This window comes from Plantactinospora sp. B6F1 (assembly GCF_040120695.1).
In the GTDB taxonomy this organism is placed as follows: Bacteria; Actinomycetota; Actinomycetes; order Mycobacteriales; family Micromonosporaceae; genus Plantactinospora.
In genome coordinates, this window is sequence record NZ_JBEEAC010000008.1 from 190,137 (window position 1) to 206,456 (window position 16,320).

The 16,320-nt window shown below is 71.6% G+C and carries 16 protein-coding genes; 5 read left to right on the forward strand and 11 right to left on the reverse strand.

Annotated features, from left to right (window positions below):
• Positions 1–103: 103 nt before the first annotated feature.
• Positions 104–787 (reverse strand): response regulator, encoded by a 684-nt coding sequence (locus ABNF97_RS14025; protein ID WP_349338779.1) that lies wholly within the window; start codon positions 785–787, stop codon positions 104–106.
• Complete coding sequence (locus ABNF97_RS14030) at positions 784–2,052, reverse strand: sensor histidine kinase (protein ID WP_349338780.1); 1,269 nt, start codon at positions 2,050–2,052, stop codon at positions 784–786. Before ABNF97_RS14030 ends, ABNF97_RS14025 begins: the two co-directional genes overlap by 4 nt.
• Positions 2,053–2,280: 228 nt before the next feature.
• Here ABNF97_RS14030 and ABNF97_RS14035 point away from each other — a divergent pair, with 228 nt between their 5' ends.
• The 3 genes from ABNF97_RS14035 to ABNF97_RS14045 are packed head-to-tail and all read left to right on the forward strand — an operon-like array spanning position 2,281 to position 5,307.
• Entirely contained in the window at positions 2,281–3,897 is a 1,617-nt protein-coding gene (locus tag ABNF97_RS14035; RefSeq protein ID WP_349338781.1) for a glycosyltransferase family protein, read from the forward strand.
• A 31-nt stretch (positions 3,898–3,928) separates the two neighbouring features.
• Positions 3,929–4,267 carry a PadR family transcriptional regulator gene (locus ABNF97_RS14040; RefSeq protein WP_349338782.1) on the forward strand — a complete coding sequence of 113 codons (339 nt, stop codon included), beginning with the start codon at positions 3,929–3,931 and terminating at the stop codon, positions 4,265–4,267.
• Complete coding sequence (locus ABNF97_RS14045) at positions 4,264–5,307, forward strand: hypothetical protein (RefSeq protein WP_349338783.1); 1,044 nt, start codon at positions 4,264–4,266, stop codon at positions 5,305–5,307. The genes ABNF97_RS14040 and ABNF97_RS14045 overlap by 4 nt, the downstream gene beginning before the upstream one ends.
• A 127-nt stretch (positions 5,308–5,434) precedes the next feature.
• Here ABNF97_RS14045 and ABNF97_RS14050 read toward each other — a convergent pair whose 3' ends face one another.
• The 4 genes from ABNF97_RS14050 to ABNF97_RS14065 form a co-directional block, all read right to left on the reverse strand.
• Complete coding sequence (locus tag ABNF97_RS14050; protein WP_349338784.1) at positions 5,435–6,520, reverse strand: trypsin-like serine peptidase; 1,086 nt, start codon at positions 6,518–6,520, stop codon at positions 5,435–5,437.
• Between the two features lie 537 nt (positions 6,521–7,057).
• Positions 7,058–7,792, reverse strand: coding sequence for a DUF1129 domain-containing protein (locus ABNF97_RS14055; RefSeq protein ID WP_349338785.1), 735 nt, complete (start codon positions 7,790–7,792; stop codon positions 7,058–7,060).
• 151 nt (positions 7,793–7,943) lie between these two features.
• Positions 7,944–8,198 carry a hypothetical protein gene (locus tag ABNF97_RS14060; protein ID WP_130464451.1) on the reverse strand — a complete coding sequence of 85 codons (255 nt, stop codon included), beginning with the start codon at positions 8,196–8,198 and terminating at the stop codon, positions 7,944–7,946.
• Positions 8,198–8,584 carry a hypothetical protein gene (locus tag ABNF97_RS14065; protein WP_349338786.1) on the reverse strand — a complete coding sequence of 129 codons (387 nt, stop codon included), beginning with the start codon at positions 8,582–8,584 and terminating at the stop codon, positions 8,198–8,200. Before ABNF97_RS14065 ends, ABNF97_RS14060 begins: the two co-directional genes overlap by 1 nt.
• Positions 8,585–8,780: 196 nt before the next feature.
• Between ABNF97_RS14065 and ABNF97_RS14070 the strand changes: the two genes are divergently transcribed.
• Together ABNF97_RS14070 and ABNF97_RS14075 are read left to right on the forward strand one after the other, a co-directional pair.
• On the forward strand, positions 8,781–9,641 hold the full coding sequence (locus ABNF97_RS14070; protein WP_130464452.1) for a Scr1 family TA system antitoxin-like transcriptional regulator: 861 nt from the start codon (positions 8,781–8,783) through the stop codon (positions 9,639–9,641).
• Positions 9,642–9,652: 11 nt separating this feature from the next.
• Positions 9,653–9,853, forward strand: a complete 201-nt coding sequence (locus ABNF97_RS14075; RefSeq protein ID WP_130464453.1) for a DUF397 domain-containing protein — start codon at positions 9,653–9,655, stop codon at positions 9,851–9,853.
• Between the two features lie 119 nt (positions 9,854–9,972).
• Here the strand turns inward: ABNF97_RS14075 and ABNF97_RS14080 are convergent, their stop codons facing one another.
• The 5 genes from ABNF97_RS14080 to ABNF97_RS14100 form a co-directional block, all read right to left on the reverse strand.
• On the reverse strand, positions 9,973–10,566 hold the full coding sequence (locus tag ABNF97_RS14080; protein WP_349338787.1) for a hypothetical protein: 594 nt from the start codon (positions 10,564–10,566) through the stop codon (positions 9,973–9,975).
• Between the two features lie 34 nt (positions 10,567–10,600).
• On the reverse strand, positions 10,601–11,995 hold the full coding sequence (locus ABNF97_RS14085) for an AAA family ATPase (protein WP_349338788.1): 1,395 nt from the start codon (positions 11,993–11,995) through the stop codon (positions 10,601–10,603).
• A gap of 9 nt (positions 11,996–12,004) precedes the next feature.
• A complete protein-coding gene (gatA, locus tag ABNF97_RS14090; RefSeq protein ID WP_349338789.1) occupies positions 12,005–13,480 on the reverse strand; it encodes an Asp-tRNA(Asn)/Glu-tRNA(Gln) amidotransferase subunit GatA in 1,476 nt (491 codons plus the stop codon).
• Between the two features lie 5 nt (positions 13,481–13,485).
• On the reverse strand, positions 13,486–13,827 hold the full coding sequence (gene gatC, locus ABNF97_RS14095) for an Asp-tRNA(Asn)/Glu-tRNA(Gln) amidotransferase subunit GatC (protein WP_130464457.1): 342 nt from the start codon (positions 13,825–13,827) through the stop codon (positions 13,486–13,488).
• A 201-nt stretch (positions 13,828–14,028) separates the two neighbouring features.
• The gene (locus ABNF97_RS14100; protein WP_349338790.1) at positions 14,029–16,296 is read right to left on the reverse strand and encodes a putative bifunctional diguanylate cyclase/phosphodiesterase; all 2,268 of its coding nucleotides are present in this window, start codon (positions 16,294–16,296) and stop codon (positions 14,029–14,031) included.
• Positions 16,297–16,320: the final 24 nt, after the last annotated feature.

Sequence of the window (16,320 nt, forward strand, 5' to 3'; positions counted from 1 at the left end):
GCCCCGACCCGGGCTCGTCCGGGTTTGACGGCCGGTGCCGGCAGAGGAAGTCCAGCCGCCGGTGCCGGCAGAGGAAGTCCAGCCGCCGGTGCCGGAGTGGGGATCAGGGCGCCGGGTCGGCCGGCGTGCCGGGGCGGACCAGGCCGGTCTCGTACGCCACGATCACCAACTGCACCCGGTCCCGGACGCCGAGCTTGCCGATCGCCCGGGTGATGTGCGTCTTCGCGGTCAGCGGGCTGATGAAGAGGCGCCCGGCGATCTGCTCGTTGGACAGCCCGGTGGCGACCAGCCGGAGCACCTCGCGTTCCCGCTCGGTGAGCACCGCCAGCCGTGCCTCGGTGTCGGTGGCCGCCACCGGCCGGTGCGCGAACTGCTCGATCACCCGACGGGTCACGCTCGGCGAGAGCAGCGCCTCGCCGGCGGCGACGATCCCGACCGCCTGGCGGAGCTGGGCCGGCTCGATCTCCTTGGTGAGGAACCCGCTGGCGCCGGCCCGGAGGGCGGCGAAGACGTACTCGTCGGTCTCGAAGGTGGTCAGGATGATGACCCGGCAGCCGGACATCGCCGGGTCGGTCACGATCCGTTCGGTGGCGGTGAGCCCGTCCAGGCCCGGCATCCGGATGTCCATCAGCACCACGTCCGGGCGCAGCGCACGGGCCTGCCGGACCGCCTCGTCACCGCTGGCCGCCTCGCCCACGACCTCGATCTCCCGCCCCCGGCGCAGCAGGCTGCGGAACCCGGCCCGCACCAGGGCCTGGTCGTCGGCGAGCAGCACGCGGATCGTCACGGCCGGAAGCCTGCCACAGGGATCGTGGCCCGTACCGCGTAGCCGCCGCCGTCGGCCGCTCCGGCGGTGAAGGTGCCGCCCAGGGCCGCCACCCGTTCCCGCATTCCGTTGATACCGTGCCCCGGCACCGCCACCGGCCCGGGGCCGGCGCCGTCGTCGACCACCTCCACCCGGACCGCATCAGGAGTGATCGCCAACCGCACCGTCGCCCGCCGCGCGCCCGCGTGCTGCACCGTGTTGGTCAGGGCCTCCTGGATCACCCGGTAGCAGGCCAGCGCGACCGGCGCGGCGACAGCGCCGGGGTCGCCGGTGACGTCGAGCGCCACCTCCAGGCCGCTGGCCCGGGTGCGGGCGGTGAGTTCGGCCAGGCCGTCCAGGTCGGCCTGCGGGGCCGGGACGCTCTCCGCGTCCGGCCGGTCGTCCGGGGCACGCAGCACGTCGATCAACGACCGCAGGTCTCCCACCGCCCTGGCCCGGACCTCCTGGGCGGTACGCAGCGCGGCCCGCGCCTCGTCGGTGGAGTCGTCCAGCGCCTCGTCCGCCACCCGCAACTGCACGCCCACCACGGTCAGCGTGTGCGCCACCACGTCGTGCAGCTCGCGGGCGATCTGCAACCGCTCCTCCGCAGCCCGGCGGTCCGCCTTCAGCCGCCGCTCCTGCTCGGCGTGGGCCAGCCCGGCGGCGAGTTCGGCACGCCAGCGCAGCCAGTTTCGGAACGCGACCGCGACCGCGATGGTCAGGGCCAGGCCGAGCGCCTCCCCACCGACCTCGCCGATCGCCCGCTGCGCGTCCTGGCCCTCGACCGTCCACTGCCAGTTGACCGCGAACGCCAGTTGGAACAGCCCGGCACCGACCGCCCACAGCAGGCCGTGCCGTCGGGGCGTGTCGTCGGCCGCCAGCAGGAAGAAGATCGCCGAGGCCGGCCAGACCCAGCCGGCCTCGGTCAGCCCGGCGCCCCGGAACGCAGTGATCGCGGCCAGGCTGACCAGCAGTACCAGCACCGGCCAGCGACGGCGCAGCAGCAGGAACAGGGCGAGCCAGGCGGTCAACGGCAGGGTGCCGTCGTAGGTGATCGGCGCCCCGGCGACGGCGGTGCCGACCGGCACCCCGAGCAGGGTCAGGGTGATCAGGGACAGGTTGTTCCAGGTGCTCCGGCGCCGGACGTCCGGACCACCGGCCGGGACCTCCGCGCGCGCCGACACCTCTCGTGCCTGCCCGACCGCCGACCCGACCGGGTCCGGTACTCGCGGGACCGTCGTTGACATCCTGGCCTCCTCCTCCGGCGAGCCTGCCTCACACTGCGTGAGGTCGACGCGTTCGACGGTAGGCGGGATGCTCCGGCAGCGCGTCAGCCCTCGGCCGGCAGCTGCGACTGCGCGGCTGGAGTACGACGTACATCGACCGGAGTACCGAACGTGCCGCACGCGTTGCGTCACCGGTTGGATATAAGAGTCAGCTGGATATAACGGCTGCGATTATATACCTTGTGCTCCGTGCGACTATCGGGAACACGCCTGGGACCAGCCAGCATCGTCGGACTTCTCATCACCGCCGGGTTGGCCTGGCGGACCTGGCTCACCGTGCGGGAAGTCCCGCGTACCAACAGCGACGAGGCGCTGATCGGCCTGATGGCGACCGACATCGCGGCCGGAGATGCGGCGCCCGCCTTCCTCTACGGGCAGCACTACATGGGTGCGATCGAGGCGTGGTTGGCCGCCCCGACGGTGTGGCTCACGGGTCCGTCGGTACCGGCGCTACGGCTATCGACCACGGTCGCCTTCGTGCTCTTCGCGGTGCTGCTATACCGGCTCACGGCGCAGCTCTACACACCATGGTTCGGCGTTCTGGTCACCGGCCTGCTCGCCGGAGGATCGGACCGGGTCGTCAAGGACCAACTGATCGCCAACGGCTTCGCTTGGATCGTGCCGGGCTGCGTCGCCCTGCTCTGGGGAGCGTTGCGCCTGGCCACCCCGGTGCAGCACCACGACCTCCGACACACCGGGGCGGGAGGCGCGGGCCGCCGCCGGCTCGTCGGGTTCGCCGGCTGGGGGCTGGTCGCCGGGCTGGTGGCCTGGACGGACTGGCTCGCCGCACCGTATCTGCTCGGCGCGGTGGCGCTGCTGGTGGCCGGTAGCCGGCGCGAACTGCTCGGCCGGGCCGGTCTCCTGGTCGGCGCGGGCTTCCTGGTCGGGATGGCACCGCAACTGCTGCACGACCTGACCAGCCCTCTGGCGGACAACTCGACCCTCGCGTACCTGCGGATGGCCTTCGGGCAGGCGCCCTCAGGAGAATCGCCGAGCACACTGGCCCGACTGCACGGTGGGGTGATGGTCGGTGTGCCGATGCGGATGGGGCTCTGCGGGCCGAATGCCTGTTCGCCCCTGGCGCAGCTTCTCGGACCGGCCATCGTCGGGTCGCTGATCGGCGCCACGCTGCTGGCCGGCCGTCGGCCGCGTCAGGCAGGGCGACTCGCGCTCGCCGCGCCGGGACTGCTGACGGTGGGGCTCTACGCGGCCAGCTCGCCGGCCGGTGCGACCCCGACCGAGAGCGTCCGATACCTGTGCTGCCTGGTGATCTCGCTTCCCGCCGTACTCTGGCCACTCTGGTCGCTCGCCCGGCGGACCGGGTCGGCCCGGTCTGCCTGGCCGGCCCGTGCCGGGATCGGGATCCTGGTGGCCATGGCCGGGGCGGCCGGCCTGGCCGTGCTGCCCACGGTGGATGGACACCGACGGGCGGCCGACGCCGAGCGGGCCCTGGTCGCCGAGCTCGACCGGCGTGGCATCGACCACCTCTACACGGACTACTGGACGTGTCAGCGGTTGATGTTCGCCACCGAGCGGCGGATCGGCTGCGGCAGCGTCACGGCACAACTGCGGCGCGGCGCCGACAAGACGCCGGGGGCACGGGCCCGGATCGAGGCCGCGCCAGAACCGGCCTATGCCTTTCCGGTGGACAACCCGGAGGATGCCGCGTTCGCCGGTTACCTTCGTGGGCTACCCGACGGCCCGACGGTGCTGGCCGGCGCGGTGGAGGTTGCCGGCTACCGCCTCTACCTGCCGGTCGGCCGGCTGGCGGTACCGGTCGACCGGGCCGACAGTCCGGCTCGTTGATATATCGGTATCCGGAATATATCCTGCCGTGATGGCGTCCATTCCGCTGAGTGAACCCGCGCTGCTGGTCCTCACCATCCTCGCCGGCGGGCCACAACACGGTTACGGCCTGATCAACGAGGTGGAACAGGTCTCCGGTGGACGACTACGGCTCCGCACCGGCTCGCTCTACGCCCTGCTCGACCGCCTGCGTACGGCGGGTCTGATCGAACTCGACCGTGAGGAGGTGGTCCAGTCCCGGCTGCGGCGCTACTACCGGCTCACCGGGCTGGGTGCCCGGGAGCTAGCCGCCGAGAGCGAGCGGCTGCGCCAGACCGCCGACGCCGCCGACCGGGGTCTGCGACGGCTCCGCCTCGGGGGCGCATCGTGAGCGACGTTCTGGAACGGCGCTACCGGCTGTTGCTCACCGCGTTTCCGGCACGACACCGCCGGCAGTACCACGAGGAGATGCTCGGGGTCCTGCTGGACCGGTCCCGGCCCGGCCAGCGCCGACCGACCCTGACGGAGGCGGCCGACCTGCTGACGGCGGCTGCCCGGATCCGACTCCGGGCGATGTGCGGCGCCGTCATCGACGACCGGTGGCGCAGTTCGGGAGCGGTGATCGGCATCATCGCCGCCGTCCTGCTCGCCAGCCTCGGACTACAGACCATCGCGTACGGCACCGGCTGGGCGCTGTTCCTGGACGACGTGTTCGACCGGCCGCCGGCGCAGGTGCTCCGCGACCTCGCCTGGCTGCCCGTGGTGATCGCCGCGATCGCCGGCTGGCGGACCGGCGCCGCCACGATCGCCTGGCTGGCCACCCTGGCCGAGACCGTACGGCTGGCCGACAACTACCACCGGCTCCCCACCGACCTCGTGTACGGCATAGGGCCGCTCAGCCTCGCCCTCCTCGCCTCGGCCGGGCTGACCCTCGCGGTACGACACCAGCCGGTGCGCAACCTGCTGGGCCGGTGGAAGACCGGTCTACTGTTGCTCGCCGGTCTGCTGGTCAGCGGCATCGGAGTGATCCGAGCGCTCCAGGTCGAAGTCGTCACGCTCGCCAATGGAGGAACGGGCTACCGGACCTCCGCGGGACTGGCCGTGTTCAACAGTCCGTACCTGTTCGTCAACCCACCCGTGGCGGCGCTGTACCTGACCGCGCTGATCCTGTTGCTGATCGTGCTCTTCCGACTGGCCGGAGCGGTCCGCCGCCGAACCGTGGCGTTCGCGCTGCCCGTCGTCTTTCTCTACCTCGTGGCCGGCCACGGCTTCACCGACTACGTCGGCACCGCACACCAGTCCGTCCCACCGCTCCCGCTCGGGATGGGACAGTGGCTCCTGCTCACGCTCACGCCGATCGGAACGCTGGTGCCGGCAATCGCCCTGATGCACTGGTACGAGCGTCGCCGCCGCCCGGACCTCGCCGGGTAAAGCCCCGGTCCGCCGGCCGAGGCGTGCCGGGCCTTGTCAGGAAGGGCCCCGGCGCAGCGCGGCGGCGCTGTCCGGGGCGGGCGGCCCGCCCCGGACAGCGCCTGGATGGTGGCGACCTGTCGGAGGATCAGAGGTTTCTGGTCTGGTTGTAGAGGTTCAGCGCGGTGTTGTCGAAGTACGGCGAGATCATGATGGTCGGGTTGACGATCCGGTCGATCCGGCTGTTGACGCCGTACAGCCAGCCCCAGTTGCCGTCCCAGTTGAGCAGCCAGCCGCCGCCGCTGGAGCCCCGGGTCATGTCGCAGGGGATCCGGATGGTCTGGGTGGCGCCCGGGGACTCCGGCTGCGAGTTGCCGGAGCAGCGCATCAGGTTACCGCCGTCGAAGGGTGCCTCCTGCGGGTAGCCGAAGGCGTTGATCGGCACGTTCAGGCCCTGGTTGATGGTCAGGCCCTGCCCGCCGAACTGGGCGACGATGTGCTGGCCGTTGAGCGTGTTCATGATCGCCACCGCCATGTCCTCGGCGAAGTTGGAGCTGGCGGTCCAGCCCGGCGCCGGGAACAGCCGGGACGCGGTCCAGGTGCCGAACGGCCGGGGATTGGCGAGATCGTCGTCGTACGCGGGCACGAAGGCCCAGTTGGTGGCGACCGCACCGCCCGGACCGCCGGGGTGGGTGCAGTGTCCGGCGGTCCAGACCGTGTCCTGACCCTCGGAGTTGATCACCGTTCCGGAGCAGACGAAGTTGCCCGTGGGCAGGGTGAAGAAGACCTTGCCGCTGGTGCGCGCGGTCGGGTGGTTGGAGGCGAGATTCGGGTTCAGCGCGGCCGGCACCGGACCGCTGTTCGGCGTACCCAGCTCACCGGCGGCCGGTGGGATGGTCAGCCGAGGGCCCCGCTCGGGTGCCGCCTGGCGGGCGGCCTGTCCGCTGTCGATGTAGCGCTCGACCGCCTGCCGGTAGGCCGGCGACTCCTCGACCGGCTGCGCCGCCCGCATCCGCTCCGGCGTCCAGTACGCCACGATCGCCTGGTGCTCGGTGACACCCGACCCGTACGCGGCCCGGCCGGCCGCCCACGCCGCCGCGGTGACGCCCGGGTCCAGGCCCGGTGCCGGGGCGGCGCCCGCCGGCTGGTGCAGGGCCAGCGCGGGTACCGCTGCCGTCACCAGCGCAATCGCCACCGATGTTACCCAGGTGGCCCGCTGTGCTAGGACTCTCATGGACTGGTCCCTCCTCGGTAGACACCTGCGCCGGACCCCCTCCGGCGCGACTACTGAACAAGAGGGTCATCGATGCCTGGCCGTACCGCCCGGGATCCTGGACCTGGCTGGACACGACTGGACACGGTCGGCTGCTCACGGCAGCGGGATCAGGAAACCGGGCCCCTCGGGGTCGAGGCGCACGCAGCACAACTCCGGGTCGCCGCAGACCGGGCAGCGACCAGACCGGTCGGGCGACCGCCAGCATGTTCCCGAGGTAGGGGTCCTGCACCTGGCAGCGGGTCGGCGGCACAACCTACGACTGCGGCAGTGGCGCATCGACCACCTCATCCGCATCCTTCAGGACAAGGTGGACACCGCACTAGGCAGGAGGGGCCGGCGGCGGGTCGGCCCGTGGCAGACACCCGCAGCTGCCCGGCTGGAGCAGCACGTACACCGGACGGAGTACTGGTCGTGCCTCGGCAGCGCCCCGATCGGAGGGGCCGGGGCGGCCGGTGTCCCCGCCCACCGGTCGACCACAGATGTCCGCCCGAGCACTCAGGAGGTGCCGGCACCGTGGAGCAGGACGGCGACGGCCAGCACGCAGAGCAGCCCCACCGGCAGACCCCAGCGGACGGCCCGGGTACGCCAACCGGGCGCCTCCGGGGACGGGCCGACGGCCCGGTCGGGGAGGAGCCGGCCGGAGACGAGCGGCCACCAGGCCGCCACCAGCAGCAGCACGCCGGCGCCGAGCGGAAGCCAGCCGGGCAGCCGGAGAGCCACCTGGGGCCAGAGCAGCACCGGTACCGCCGTCAGGGCGATCGCGACCGCGCCGACCAGACCGAACCGCCAGTCCGGCGCACGCCGATACGCCCGGCCGGGCCGGAACAGCAGCGCGACGACGAGGACGATCCCGGCCATACCGGCGAGCGCCGAGACGAGCTGGCCGAAGGTGACCTCGGCGGTACCGTGCCCGGTCACCGCCTCCACCCCGGCGAGCAGCGCCATCACCCCGACCAGACTGGCGGCGGCGACGAGGCCGCCCGGCCAGGGTGACCGCCGCCCGCCCGGGTCCGGTCCCGCCGAGTCGAGCCCGTGCGCGAGTGCCGCCGCGTACTCGGCCGGCTCGCCGAACGCCTCGGTCGGGTCCGTGCCCGGACCGGAGCAGTAGGTGTCGACCTCGGCCAGGGCCGCGCGGATCTCCGCACGGGGCATCCCCCGCCGCCGGGCCTCAGCAGCGAAGGCCGTACGCCAGGCGTCCAGGGACGAACTCCGGGGCATCATCGGACTCACCCATCAACCCCCCTCGCATGGCTGGTCTTGGGAGAGGTCCAGCGCTGTCGGGTCCACCGTGACCCCATCGCCTGAATCGCCCGTCATGACAAGGAACCTAATAGATCACGGCGGTGTCACCGGCCCAAGGCAACCACCCGGCCAGGTGTGGCTACCGGCGAGCTGCGCCGCCCGCCCGCCCGACCGGCGGCACCCGGTGCAGTCCGGCGATCCGGACGTAGACCTCGCGGCGCTCGACGGCCTCGCCATGCCGATCGAGCACGTAGCCGGTGAGCCAGATCCAGCCATAGTAGGTCGGCCGGTCACAGACCGACACCACCCGCAGCAGCAGCGCCCGGTCACCGGCGAACTGCACGCTCGCCGCCGCGCCGATCCGCAGCACCTCGCCGGGTCTGGGCCGGCTCATCAGGGCAGCGGGATCAGGAAACCGGGTCCGCCGGGGTGGAGGCGTACCCAGCACAGCTCCGGGTCGCCGCAGACCGGGCAGCGGCCGGCCTGGTCGGGCGAGTGTGCGTCGGCCAGCTCGGCAGAGCGGAGCAGGATGTCGACCGAGGTGTACGGCACCGGCTCATCCGGCCGGTGCCAGGCGACGAACCGGTTGTGCAGCCATCCGGCGGGTACGTGTCGCAGATCCTCGGCCGCGACCGCCAGCACGTTCCCGAGGTACGCCCCGAGCGAGCCGCGCAGCGGTCCGAACTCCGCCCGCAGCTCGCGGCGGCGGCTGGGGCAGGGCCAGTCGGCAGCGCAGGTGGCGCAAATCCAGTCCGGGCCCACCGGATCGTGTTCGGTCATCCCTGATCCTCCTCGGTCAACCAGTTCGCGCGACCGATCGGAACGTGCTGCCTGCTGTGTCACGGCCCGCCGGCCCACCGAGGCTAACTCAGATCATTGAATTAGGATCCTAAACCCGTGGTACAGATAGTCCCCCAGTATGGGAAGGGTGGCGCGGCGGAGGTGTTCGCCGGCAGCAAGCCCTCATACTCAGACAATGGTCAATCCGACGATCCAGCGACGGCGGCTCGGCAACGCGTTGCGGCGGGCTCGCGAGGCTGCCGGTAAGACCCAGGACGAGGCTGCGGTAGTGATCGACGCCGCCTCCAGCAAGGTGAGCCGGCTCGAACTCGGGCAGTCCGGCCTCCGCCTCACCGACCTCAACCTGCTGATCCAGCTCTACGGCGTACCCGAGGAAGAGGCCGCGTCAATGCGGGAGCTGGCCCGGGCCGGACGGCAGCGCGGGCGGTGGAGCAGCTATCGCAACGTCGTGCCGGACTGGTTCCGGGCGTATCTCGACCTGGAGGGCGACGCCTCGCATATCCGCTGGTACCAGGCGGAGGTCATCCCGGGCATCCTCCAGACCGAGGCGTACATCCGTGGCCTGCACGCCACCGCCCAGCCACGGCTGGAAGCCGACGACATCGACGACCAGGTGGCGGTGAGGCGGACCAGACAGGCGATCCTCGACCAGCCGGACGCCCCGGAACTACACGTCATCCTGAGCGAGTCCGCGCTCCGCCGGAACATCGGCGATGCCGAGACGATGCGGGAACAACTGCTGCACGTGGCGAAGATGTCCCGCCGTCGTAACGTCCGGGTCCAGGTCTTCCCGTTCTCCGCCCAGACGTACGAAACGGCGTCGTTTGGCTTCACGATCCTGCGCTTCGGTGACGAGGCGACCTCCGACGTGATCTACGTGGAGGACTTCATCGACGCCGAATACCTGGATCGACGGGACGCCGTGCGGGCCTACACTCGACTGTGGGACCGGCTCATTGCCGCCGCTCTGGGGCCGGTCGAGTCACGCCGGCTCGTCCAGCGGCTGGCAGACGAGTTGGAGCGGCCCGACACCTGACGAGGTCCACCATGAGCACCCCTCGGCTCACCGGCCTGGTATGGCGCAAGTCCAGCCGAAGCGACAACAACGGAGGGCAGTGCGTCGAGGTCGCAGCCCTGCCCGGCACGTTCGCCGTACGGGACAGTAAGGATCCGTCCGGCCCGGTCCTCACCTTCACCCCGCACGCCTGGACGGCCTTCGTTACCAATGCGACCCGGTTCGACGGCTGATTCGCCTGCTCACGGCCTTGAGCCAGTTGCCGGGGGCGGTCAGCCCTCGACTCGCCGGGTCCCGTGCGCCGAACCGAGGGCCGTCGTCCGGGTCTCGGAGCCCGGCCAGCCCCTGCTCGTCAGAGGCGGCGATAGCCGATCCTGGTGAGGGTGTCCCGGGTGTCGGTCCACCAGCGTCGATACGCGGGCACCGTGCTCAGCCGATCCAGCGAGACGAGTTCACCCAACTGACCGTAATGGTCGCCGATCGAGCGCCTCACCCGAGCCAGTACCTCGTTCAGCACCCGCTTCGGATCCGCTATCCGCTCCACGTCCTTTGGATGCGCCGGCAGCCCCATCGCCGTGTCAGTCCAGCGCACCCCAAGCGCGCGACGAAGCCCGTCCCCGTCCGCGAGCAGCCACGCCTCCGTCTCCCGCACCGGTACGACGGCGACCAGGTGTTCCGGCCGATCTCCCCAGATCTGCCGAAGCGGGCGCAGCCACTCCTCTTCTACCCGGTCGGCACTGGCGCCCTGGTCGTGGTGAAAAAAGATGATCGAGAAGCTGGCTGCGTTGCGCTGGACCAACTTGATGACGTCTGGCAGTGCGCAGGGGCCCTTGCGATCACGTAGCGGTTGCACGTCCGCTACCTCGACCGGGTCGGCGAACTCCGTCCAGCAGAGTTCCGTCAGCGCCCGTCCGAGCAGCCGCGGAAGGAACTGGTCGTCGGTCACCCCTCCGAGATCAACGCGGACGCGAGATAGCGCATCAGCCGTTCAACTCCGCCTGGACCTCGAACTCGGCGATTTCGGACGGACTGACCACCTTGCCGACGAGTACGTCGTCGATCTCGAGTTGCCGCCCTCCACTGATCGCCCGGTGCCGGGTCACCCGGCTACGGGGCTCACCACGCTGGATCCGGGTGACCACGTCCATGAAGATTGCATCACCACGCAGCCCCGATTCGACGGGTTCCAGCGCACGCAGGATGGCCGGCGAATGGCTACTGAGCAGCAACTGCGTCAATGCCGCGTCGCTGGCTTCCAGCTTGGCGTCGAGCGCCCGGGCGACCAGGCTGCGCAGATATTTCACAAACTGCGCCAGTCGCTGCGGAAAGATGCCGTTCTCCGGCTCCTCGAAGCAGATCAGTCCCGCGCCACGTGGATCGTAGAGGGCGGCGAGCAGAGCCATCGCGCGTAGCGTACCGTCGGATGCCACCCGGGCGGAGAACGGCGCCTCCTCCCGGGTCAGGACCTCGACCTGCCGCTGCCGGCGAGCCTCGTCCTCGCGCAGGTGCACTCCGATCACTCCGGGGATCACCGCCGCGAGGTCGGCCGACAGGTCGTTCAACGCGCCGTCCGGCCGGTCCTCGGTGCCCGTCTCGTCCGCCAACCGGCGAAGGGTGTTCGCCAGGTGCGCCCCGTTCGCCGACAGCACGTCCGGGTCGTCGTACGAGTCGGGAGTCCGCAGCGCACTCGGGTCGAGGTGCAGCAGGCGCCAGGACTGCAACTCTCGTTTCAACGCGTACAGCAGTGGAAAATCGGTCGCCGTCGTGAGGCTCGAGAGCACGGTGGCGGTCGCCGCCGTCGCGGGCAGTTTGCGCTTCCGGCCCTGAACCCCCTGCTGTCGGATGCTGAACAACGGGCGGCCCTGCTCGTCGAGTTCGGTCTCCAGGAGGTCTTCCGCGCCGCCGCTATAGACCGCCAGTCGCTTTCGCTGGGCGGGCTGGGACTTGAGCCACCCATCGCCGGACTGCCGGATGCGCCGAGCGGCTTCACTGACGACGTAGGGCCGTCTGCTTCCGCTGTGGGTGGTCGACCTCAGGTCGATTGTCAACTCGTATCGCAGCCGGGAGTGATTGACCTCCGCCGTGTCGCCGAATGCGTCGGTAACGGACCGGTCCAGCAGCACCTCGACCGCGAACGACATCCGGCCGACCTGGTTGCCGTCGATGTGTCGGTGGAATAGGTCGACGAGGTCACCACGCATGGCCTGTGCGGCGTCCAGCACCGGTTCCCCGGCCAGGCGGCTGAGGAACTGGATCGCGTCGAAGAGATTCGACTTTCCTGCGGCGTTCCGGCCGATAATCACGAGAAATGGCGGCACGTCCAGTGCGAATTCGCGAAAGGACTTGAACCCGTCGATCTCGATCCTCGTCAGCATGCTCTCAACTTAGAGCTCCGGCGGGGTGAGGGTGCCGATCACCGACTCCAGCGCGGCGCCGACCCGGTACATCCGGTCGTCCGCCATCGTCGGGGCCATGATCTGCAACCCGACCGGCAGCCCCTCGGAGAGCCCGCACGGCACCGAGATGCCGGGCCCGCCGTAGAGGTTGGTCGGGATGGTGAAGAGGTCCGCCAGGTACATCTGGTAGGGGTCCGCCGTCCGCGAGCCGAACGGGAACGCCACGAACGGCGTCGTCGGTGATATCAGCACGTCGGCCTGCTCGAACGCGGCGGCGAAGTCGCGGGTGATCAGGGTACGCACCTTCTGCGCCTGCCCGTAGTAGGCGTCGTAGTAACCGGACGAGAGCGCGTACGTGCCGAGCATGATCCGCCGCTTGACCTCGGGGCCGAAGCCGGCGTCCCGGGTCAGCGACATGACCTCCTCCAGGCTGCGGTTGCCGTCGTCGCCGACCCGCAGCCCGAACCGCACCCCGTCGAAGCGGGCCAGGTTGGAGGAGCACTCGCTCGGCGCGATGAGGTAGTAGGCCGGCAGCGCGTACTGGAAGTGCGGGCAGGAGACCTCGACGACCTCGGCACCGAGCTTGGTCAACGCGTCGACGGCGTCCCGGAACGCGGCCGTCACGCCCGGCTCGGCTCCCTCGCCGGAGAACTCGCTGACCAGGCCCAGCTTCACCCCGGTCAGGTCGCCGGAGGCACCGACCCGGGCGGCGGCGACCACCTCCGGCACCGGTGCCGGGATCGAGGTGGAGTCGCGGGGGTCGTGCCCGCCGATCGCCTCGTGCAGCAGCGCCGCGTCCAGCACCGTTCGGGCGCACGGGCCGGGGGTGTCCAGTGACGACGAGAAGGCGACCAGGCCGTACCGGGAGGTGCCGCCGTAGGTCGGTTTCGCCCCGACGGTGCCGGTCACCGCGCCCGGCTGCCGGATCGAGCCACCGGTGTCGGAGCCGATCGCCAGCGGCGCCTCGTACGCGGCCAGTGCCGCCGAGCTGCCCCCGCCGGAGCCGCCCGGGATCCGGCCCAGGTCCCACGGATTGCCCGTCGGCCCGTACGCCGAGTATTCCGTCGACGAGCCCATCGCGAACTCGTCCATGTTGGTCTTGCCCAGCATCACCGTGCCGGCGGCGCGCAGCCGCTGCACGATCGTCGAGTCGTACGGCGGGCGCCAGCCCTCCAGGATCTTCGACCCGACGGTGGTCGGTACGCCCTTGGCGGTGAGGACGTCCTTGACCGCCACCGGCACCCCGGCCAGCGGGCCGAGCCGCTCCCCGGCGGCCCGCTTCGCGTCGACCGCGCGGGCCGCCTCCAGCGCACCGTCGGTGTCGACGTGCAGGAAGGCATGCACCCGGTCGTCGACCTCGGCGATCCGGTCCAGGTGCGCCCGGGTCACCTCGACCGCGGACGCCTCGCCGCTGGCGATGAGGGACGCGATCTCCGTCGCGGTCATCCTGGTCACGTCAGCCATGCTGGTCACGCCTTCCCTTCCGCCGGGCCCTCACCGCGCGGGCTGGGTGGCTCGTCCTCGTCCAGGATGCGCGGCACCCGGAACCGGTCCTCCTCGCTGTCCGGTGCCCCGGAGAGCGCCTCCACCCGGGTCAGCCCGGGCACCACCACGTCGTCGCGCAGCACGTTGGTCAACGGCACCGAGTGCGAGGTGGGCGGGATGTCGGCGGCGGCCACCTCGCCGACCCGCGCGACGGCCTGGAGGATCACGTCGAGCTGGCCGGCGAAGGTGTCCAGCTCCTCCTCGGTTACGGCGAGCCGCGACAGTCGCGCCAGGTGCGCGACCTCCTCGCGGGAGATGGCGGACATCGGTGCCCCCTTCGTGCCTTGACGTCTACGCGGCTTCCGCCGTCGACCTTCCCGGCACAGGCCGTCGGCTTCCCGGCGCAGGCCGTCGAATTTCCCGGTGCAGCGTGGCAGGCGCGCCGCGACCTCAGCGAGTCTATTTGTCCCACCGAGCGCCGCCGTCCCCGGCTCCCCCGGCTCCCCTGACGGTCCGGGGTGCGGCGTTCACTCCACGCTCGGATGCAGCCGGGCCGCCGCCTCGGCCCTGGCCGGGCCGCCGTGCTGTCCGGCCCGGCCAACGTCCCGTCCGGGGTGGCCACGATCGCGTCCGGGATGGCCACCGTCACGTCCGGGGTGGGCAGCGTCGCGTCGGGCACGGCCGCCGGTGCCGGTCCGCCCCGCGCCGGGCGGGTCGGCCTCGCCGGCACCGGTCCGGGCGGCGGGGGTGATCGGCCGGTACCGGGCGAGCCAGGTGACCAGGTCCTCCGCCGGCATCGGTCGGGCGAAGAACCAGCCCTGCGCCGCCTCGCAGCCGGCCTCGTGCAGCAGCCGCCAGGTGCGCTCGTCCTCGACACCCTCGGCGACGACCCGCAGCCCCAGGGCACCGGCCAGTTCGATCACCGACCGGACGATCGCCGCGTCGTCGGCGTCGGCCACCATCCCGAGTACGAACGACCGGTCGACCTTCACCTCGGCCAGCGGCAGCCGCCGCAGGTGCTGCATCGACGAGTAGCCGGTGCCGAAGTCGTCGAGCGAGATCGCCACCCCGATCCGGTCCAGCCGGGAGATGGTGGCCAGCACCCGGCGGGGGTCGGCCATCAGCGCTCCCTCGGTCATCTCCAACTGGATCCGGGACGGCGGTACGCCGTACCGGGCGAGCCGCTCCGCGAGCTGGTCGGCGATCTCCCCGGTGTGCAGGTCGCGGACGCTGACGTTGACCGAGGCCCGCAGCTCCAACCCGGCGGCGGACCACTTCGCGAGCTGCTCCACCACGTCGTCGACGACCCGGCGGGTCAGCAGCCGCATCACCGCGCTCTGCTCGGCGACCCGGATCAGCTCCTCCGGGTCGACCATGCCGCGCCGGGGGTGCCGCCAGCGCAGCAGCGCCTCCACCCCGACCACCTCACCGGTGGCGATCGCGATCTGCGGCTGGTAGTAGAGGGTGATCTCACCCGCGTCGTCGGCCCCGGTCTCCAGCACCCGGCGCAGGTCGGCCAGGAGGCTCAGCCGTTCCGCCGAGTTGTGGTCGGACTCGGCGGCGTAGACCGCGACCGGGTCGCCACGGTGCTTGGCCTCGTACATCGCCACGTCGGCATGGCGCATCAGGGTGGCGAAGTCTGCGCCGTGCTCGGGGTAGAGCGCGATCCCGATCGAGCCGTCGACGTCCAGCGGCAGCCCGTCCAGCGGTACCGGTTCGGTCAGCTCCCCGACCACCCGGTCGGCGACCCGCCGGGCGTCGGCGACCCCGTCGAGCCGGGTGGCCAGGATGGCGAACTCGTCCCCGCCGAGCCGGGCGATCACGTCCGGTGGGCGTACGACGGCGGTCAGCCGGGCCGCGACCTCGACCAGCAGCCGGTCCCCGACGGCGTGTCCGAGCGCGTCGTTGACGTGCTTGAAGCGGTCCAGGTCGAGCAGGAGCAGCGCGAGCTGCCCGCCGGGCGCCTGCCTGCCGTGCAGCTCGGCGTGCGCCGCCACCTGCTCGGTCACCTCGGCGAGCAGCGCCTCGCGGTTGGCCAGCCCGGTCAGCGGGTCCTGCCGGGCGAGCTGTTCCCGTTCGGCGGAGAGCCGGGCCATCCGGGAGACGGCGTAGAGCGGCAGCACCATCATCGGTACCAGCGCCGGGCTGGTCCGGGCGGCGGCGACCAGCACCGGGGCGAGCAGCAGCAGCGACCCGGTGGCGAGCAGCTCGAAGCCGAGCCCCTGTCGGAACCGGATCCACCACCGACCGCCGAAGCGCAGCCGGACGGCGCTGGCGACCAGGCCGTGGTTGACGGTCAGCCAGGCGCCCGCCGCGCCGATCGCGACGAGTACGTCGAGTGGGCGGAGCCGGCCGGTCACCGCGTACCCGTCGCCGGGTGCGAGCCGGACGACCGCGTCGGCGGCGGCGAGTGCGCAGGCGTACTGGGCGATGTTGAAGATCGTGCGCCAGAGCGCGTACCGCATCCGCCAGCCGGAGACCAGGACGGCGGCGGCCTGCACCGCGATGGCCGGGCCCGGTCCCCACTCCAGGGCGATGGCGAAGGTGAAGCAGATGGACGGGAAGACGGACATGCTCCGCCGTTCCGCGTACGGGCTGAACGGGCGGGCGTCGAAGGTGACCGCGAGGGCCGCCATCAGCCAGAACGCCAGCGGCAGCCCGGACAGCTCGCCGGGCAGGGCGAGCAGCGACCCGGCGGAGACCCCGACGGCCAGGCCGACGACAGCCCAGACGAAGCCGAAGAACGGCGCCGTCCGATCTGGAGGAACGGAGTTCCGCAGCACGGCGGCCTCCATGTGACCTCCCGAGCCTCTCGGTCT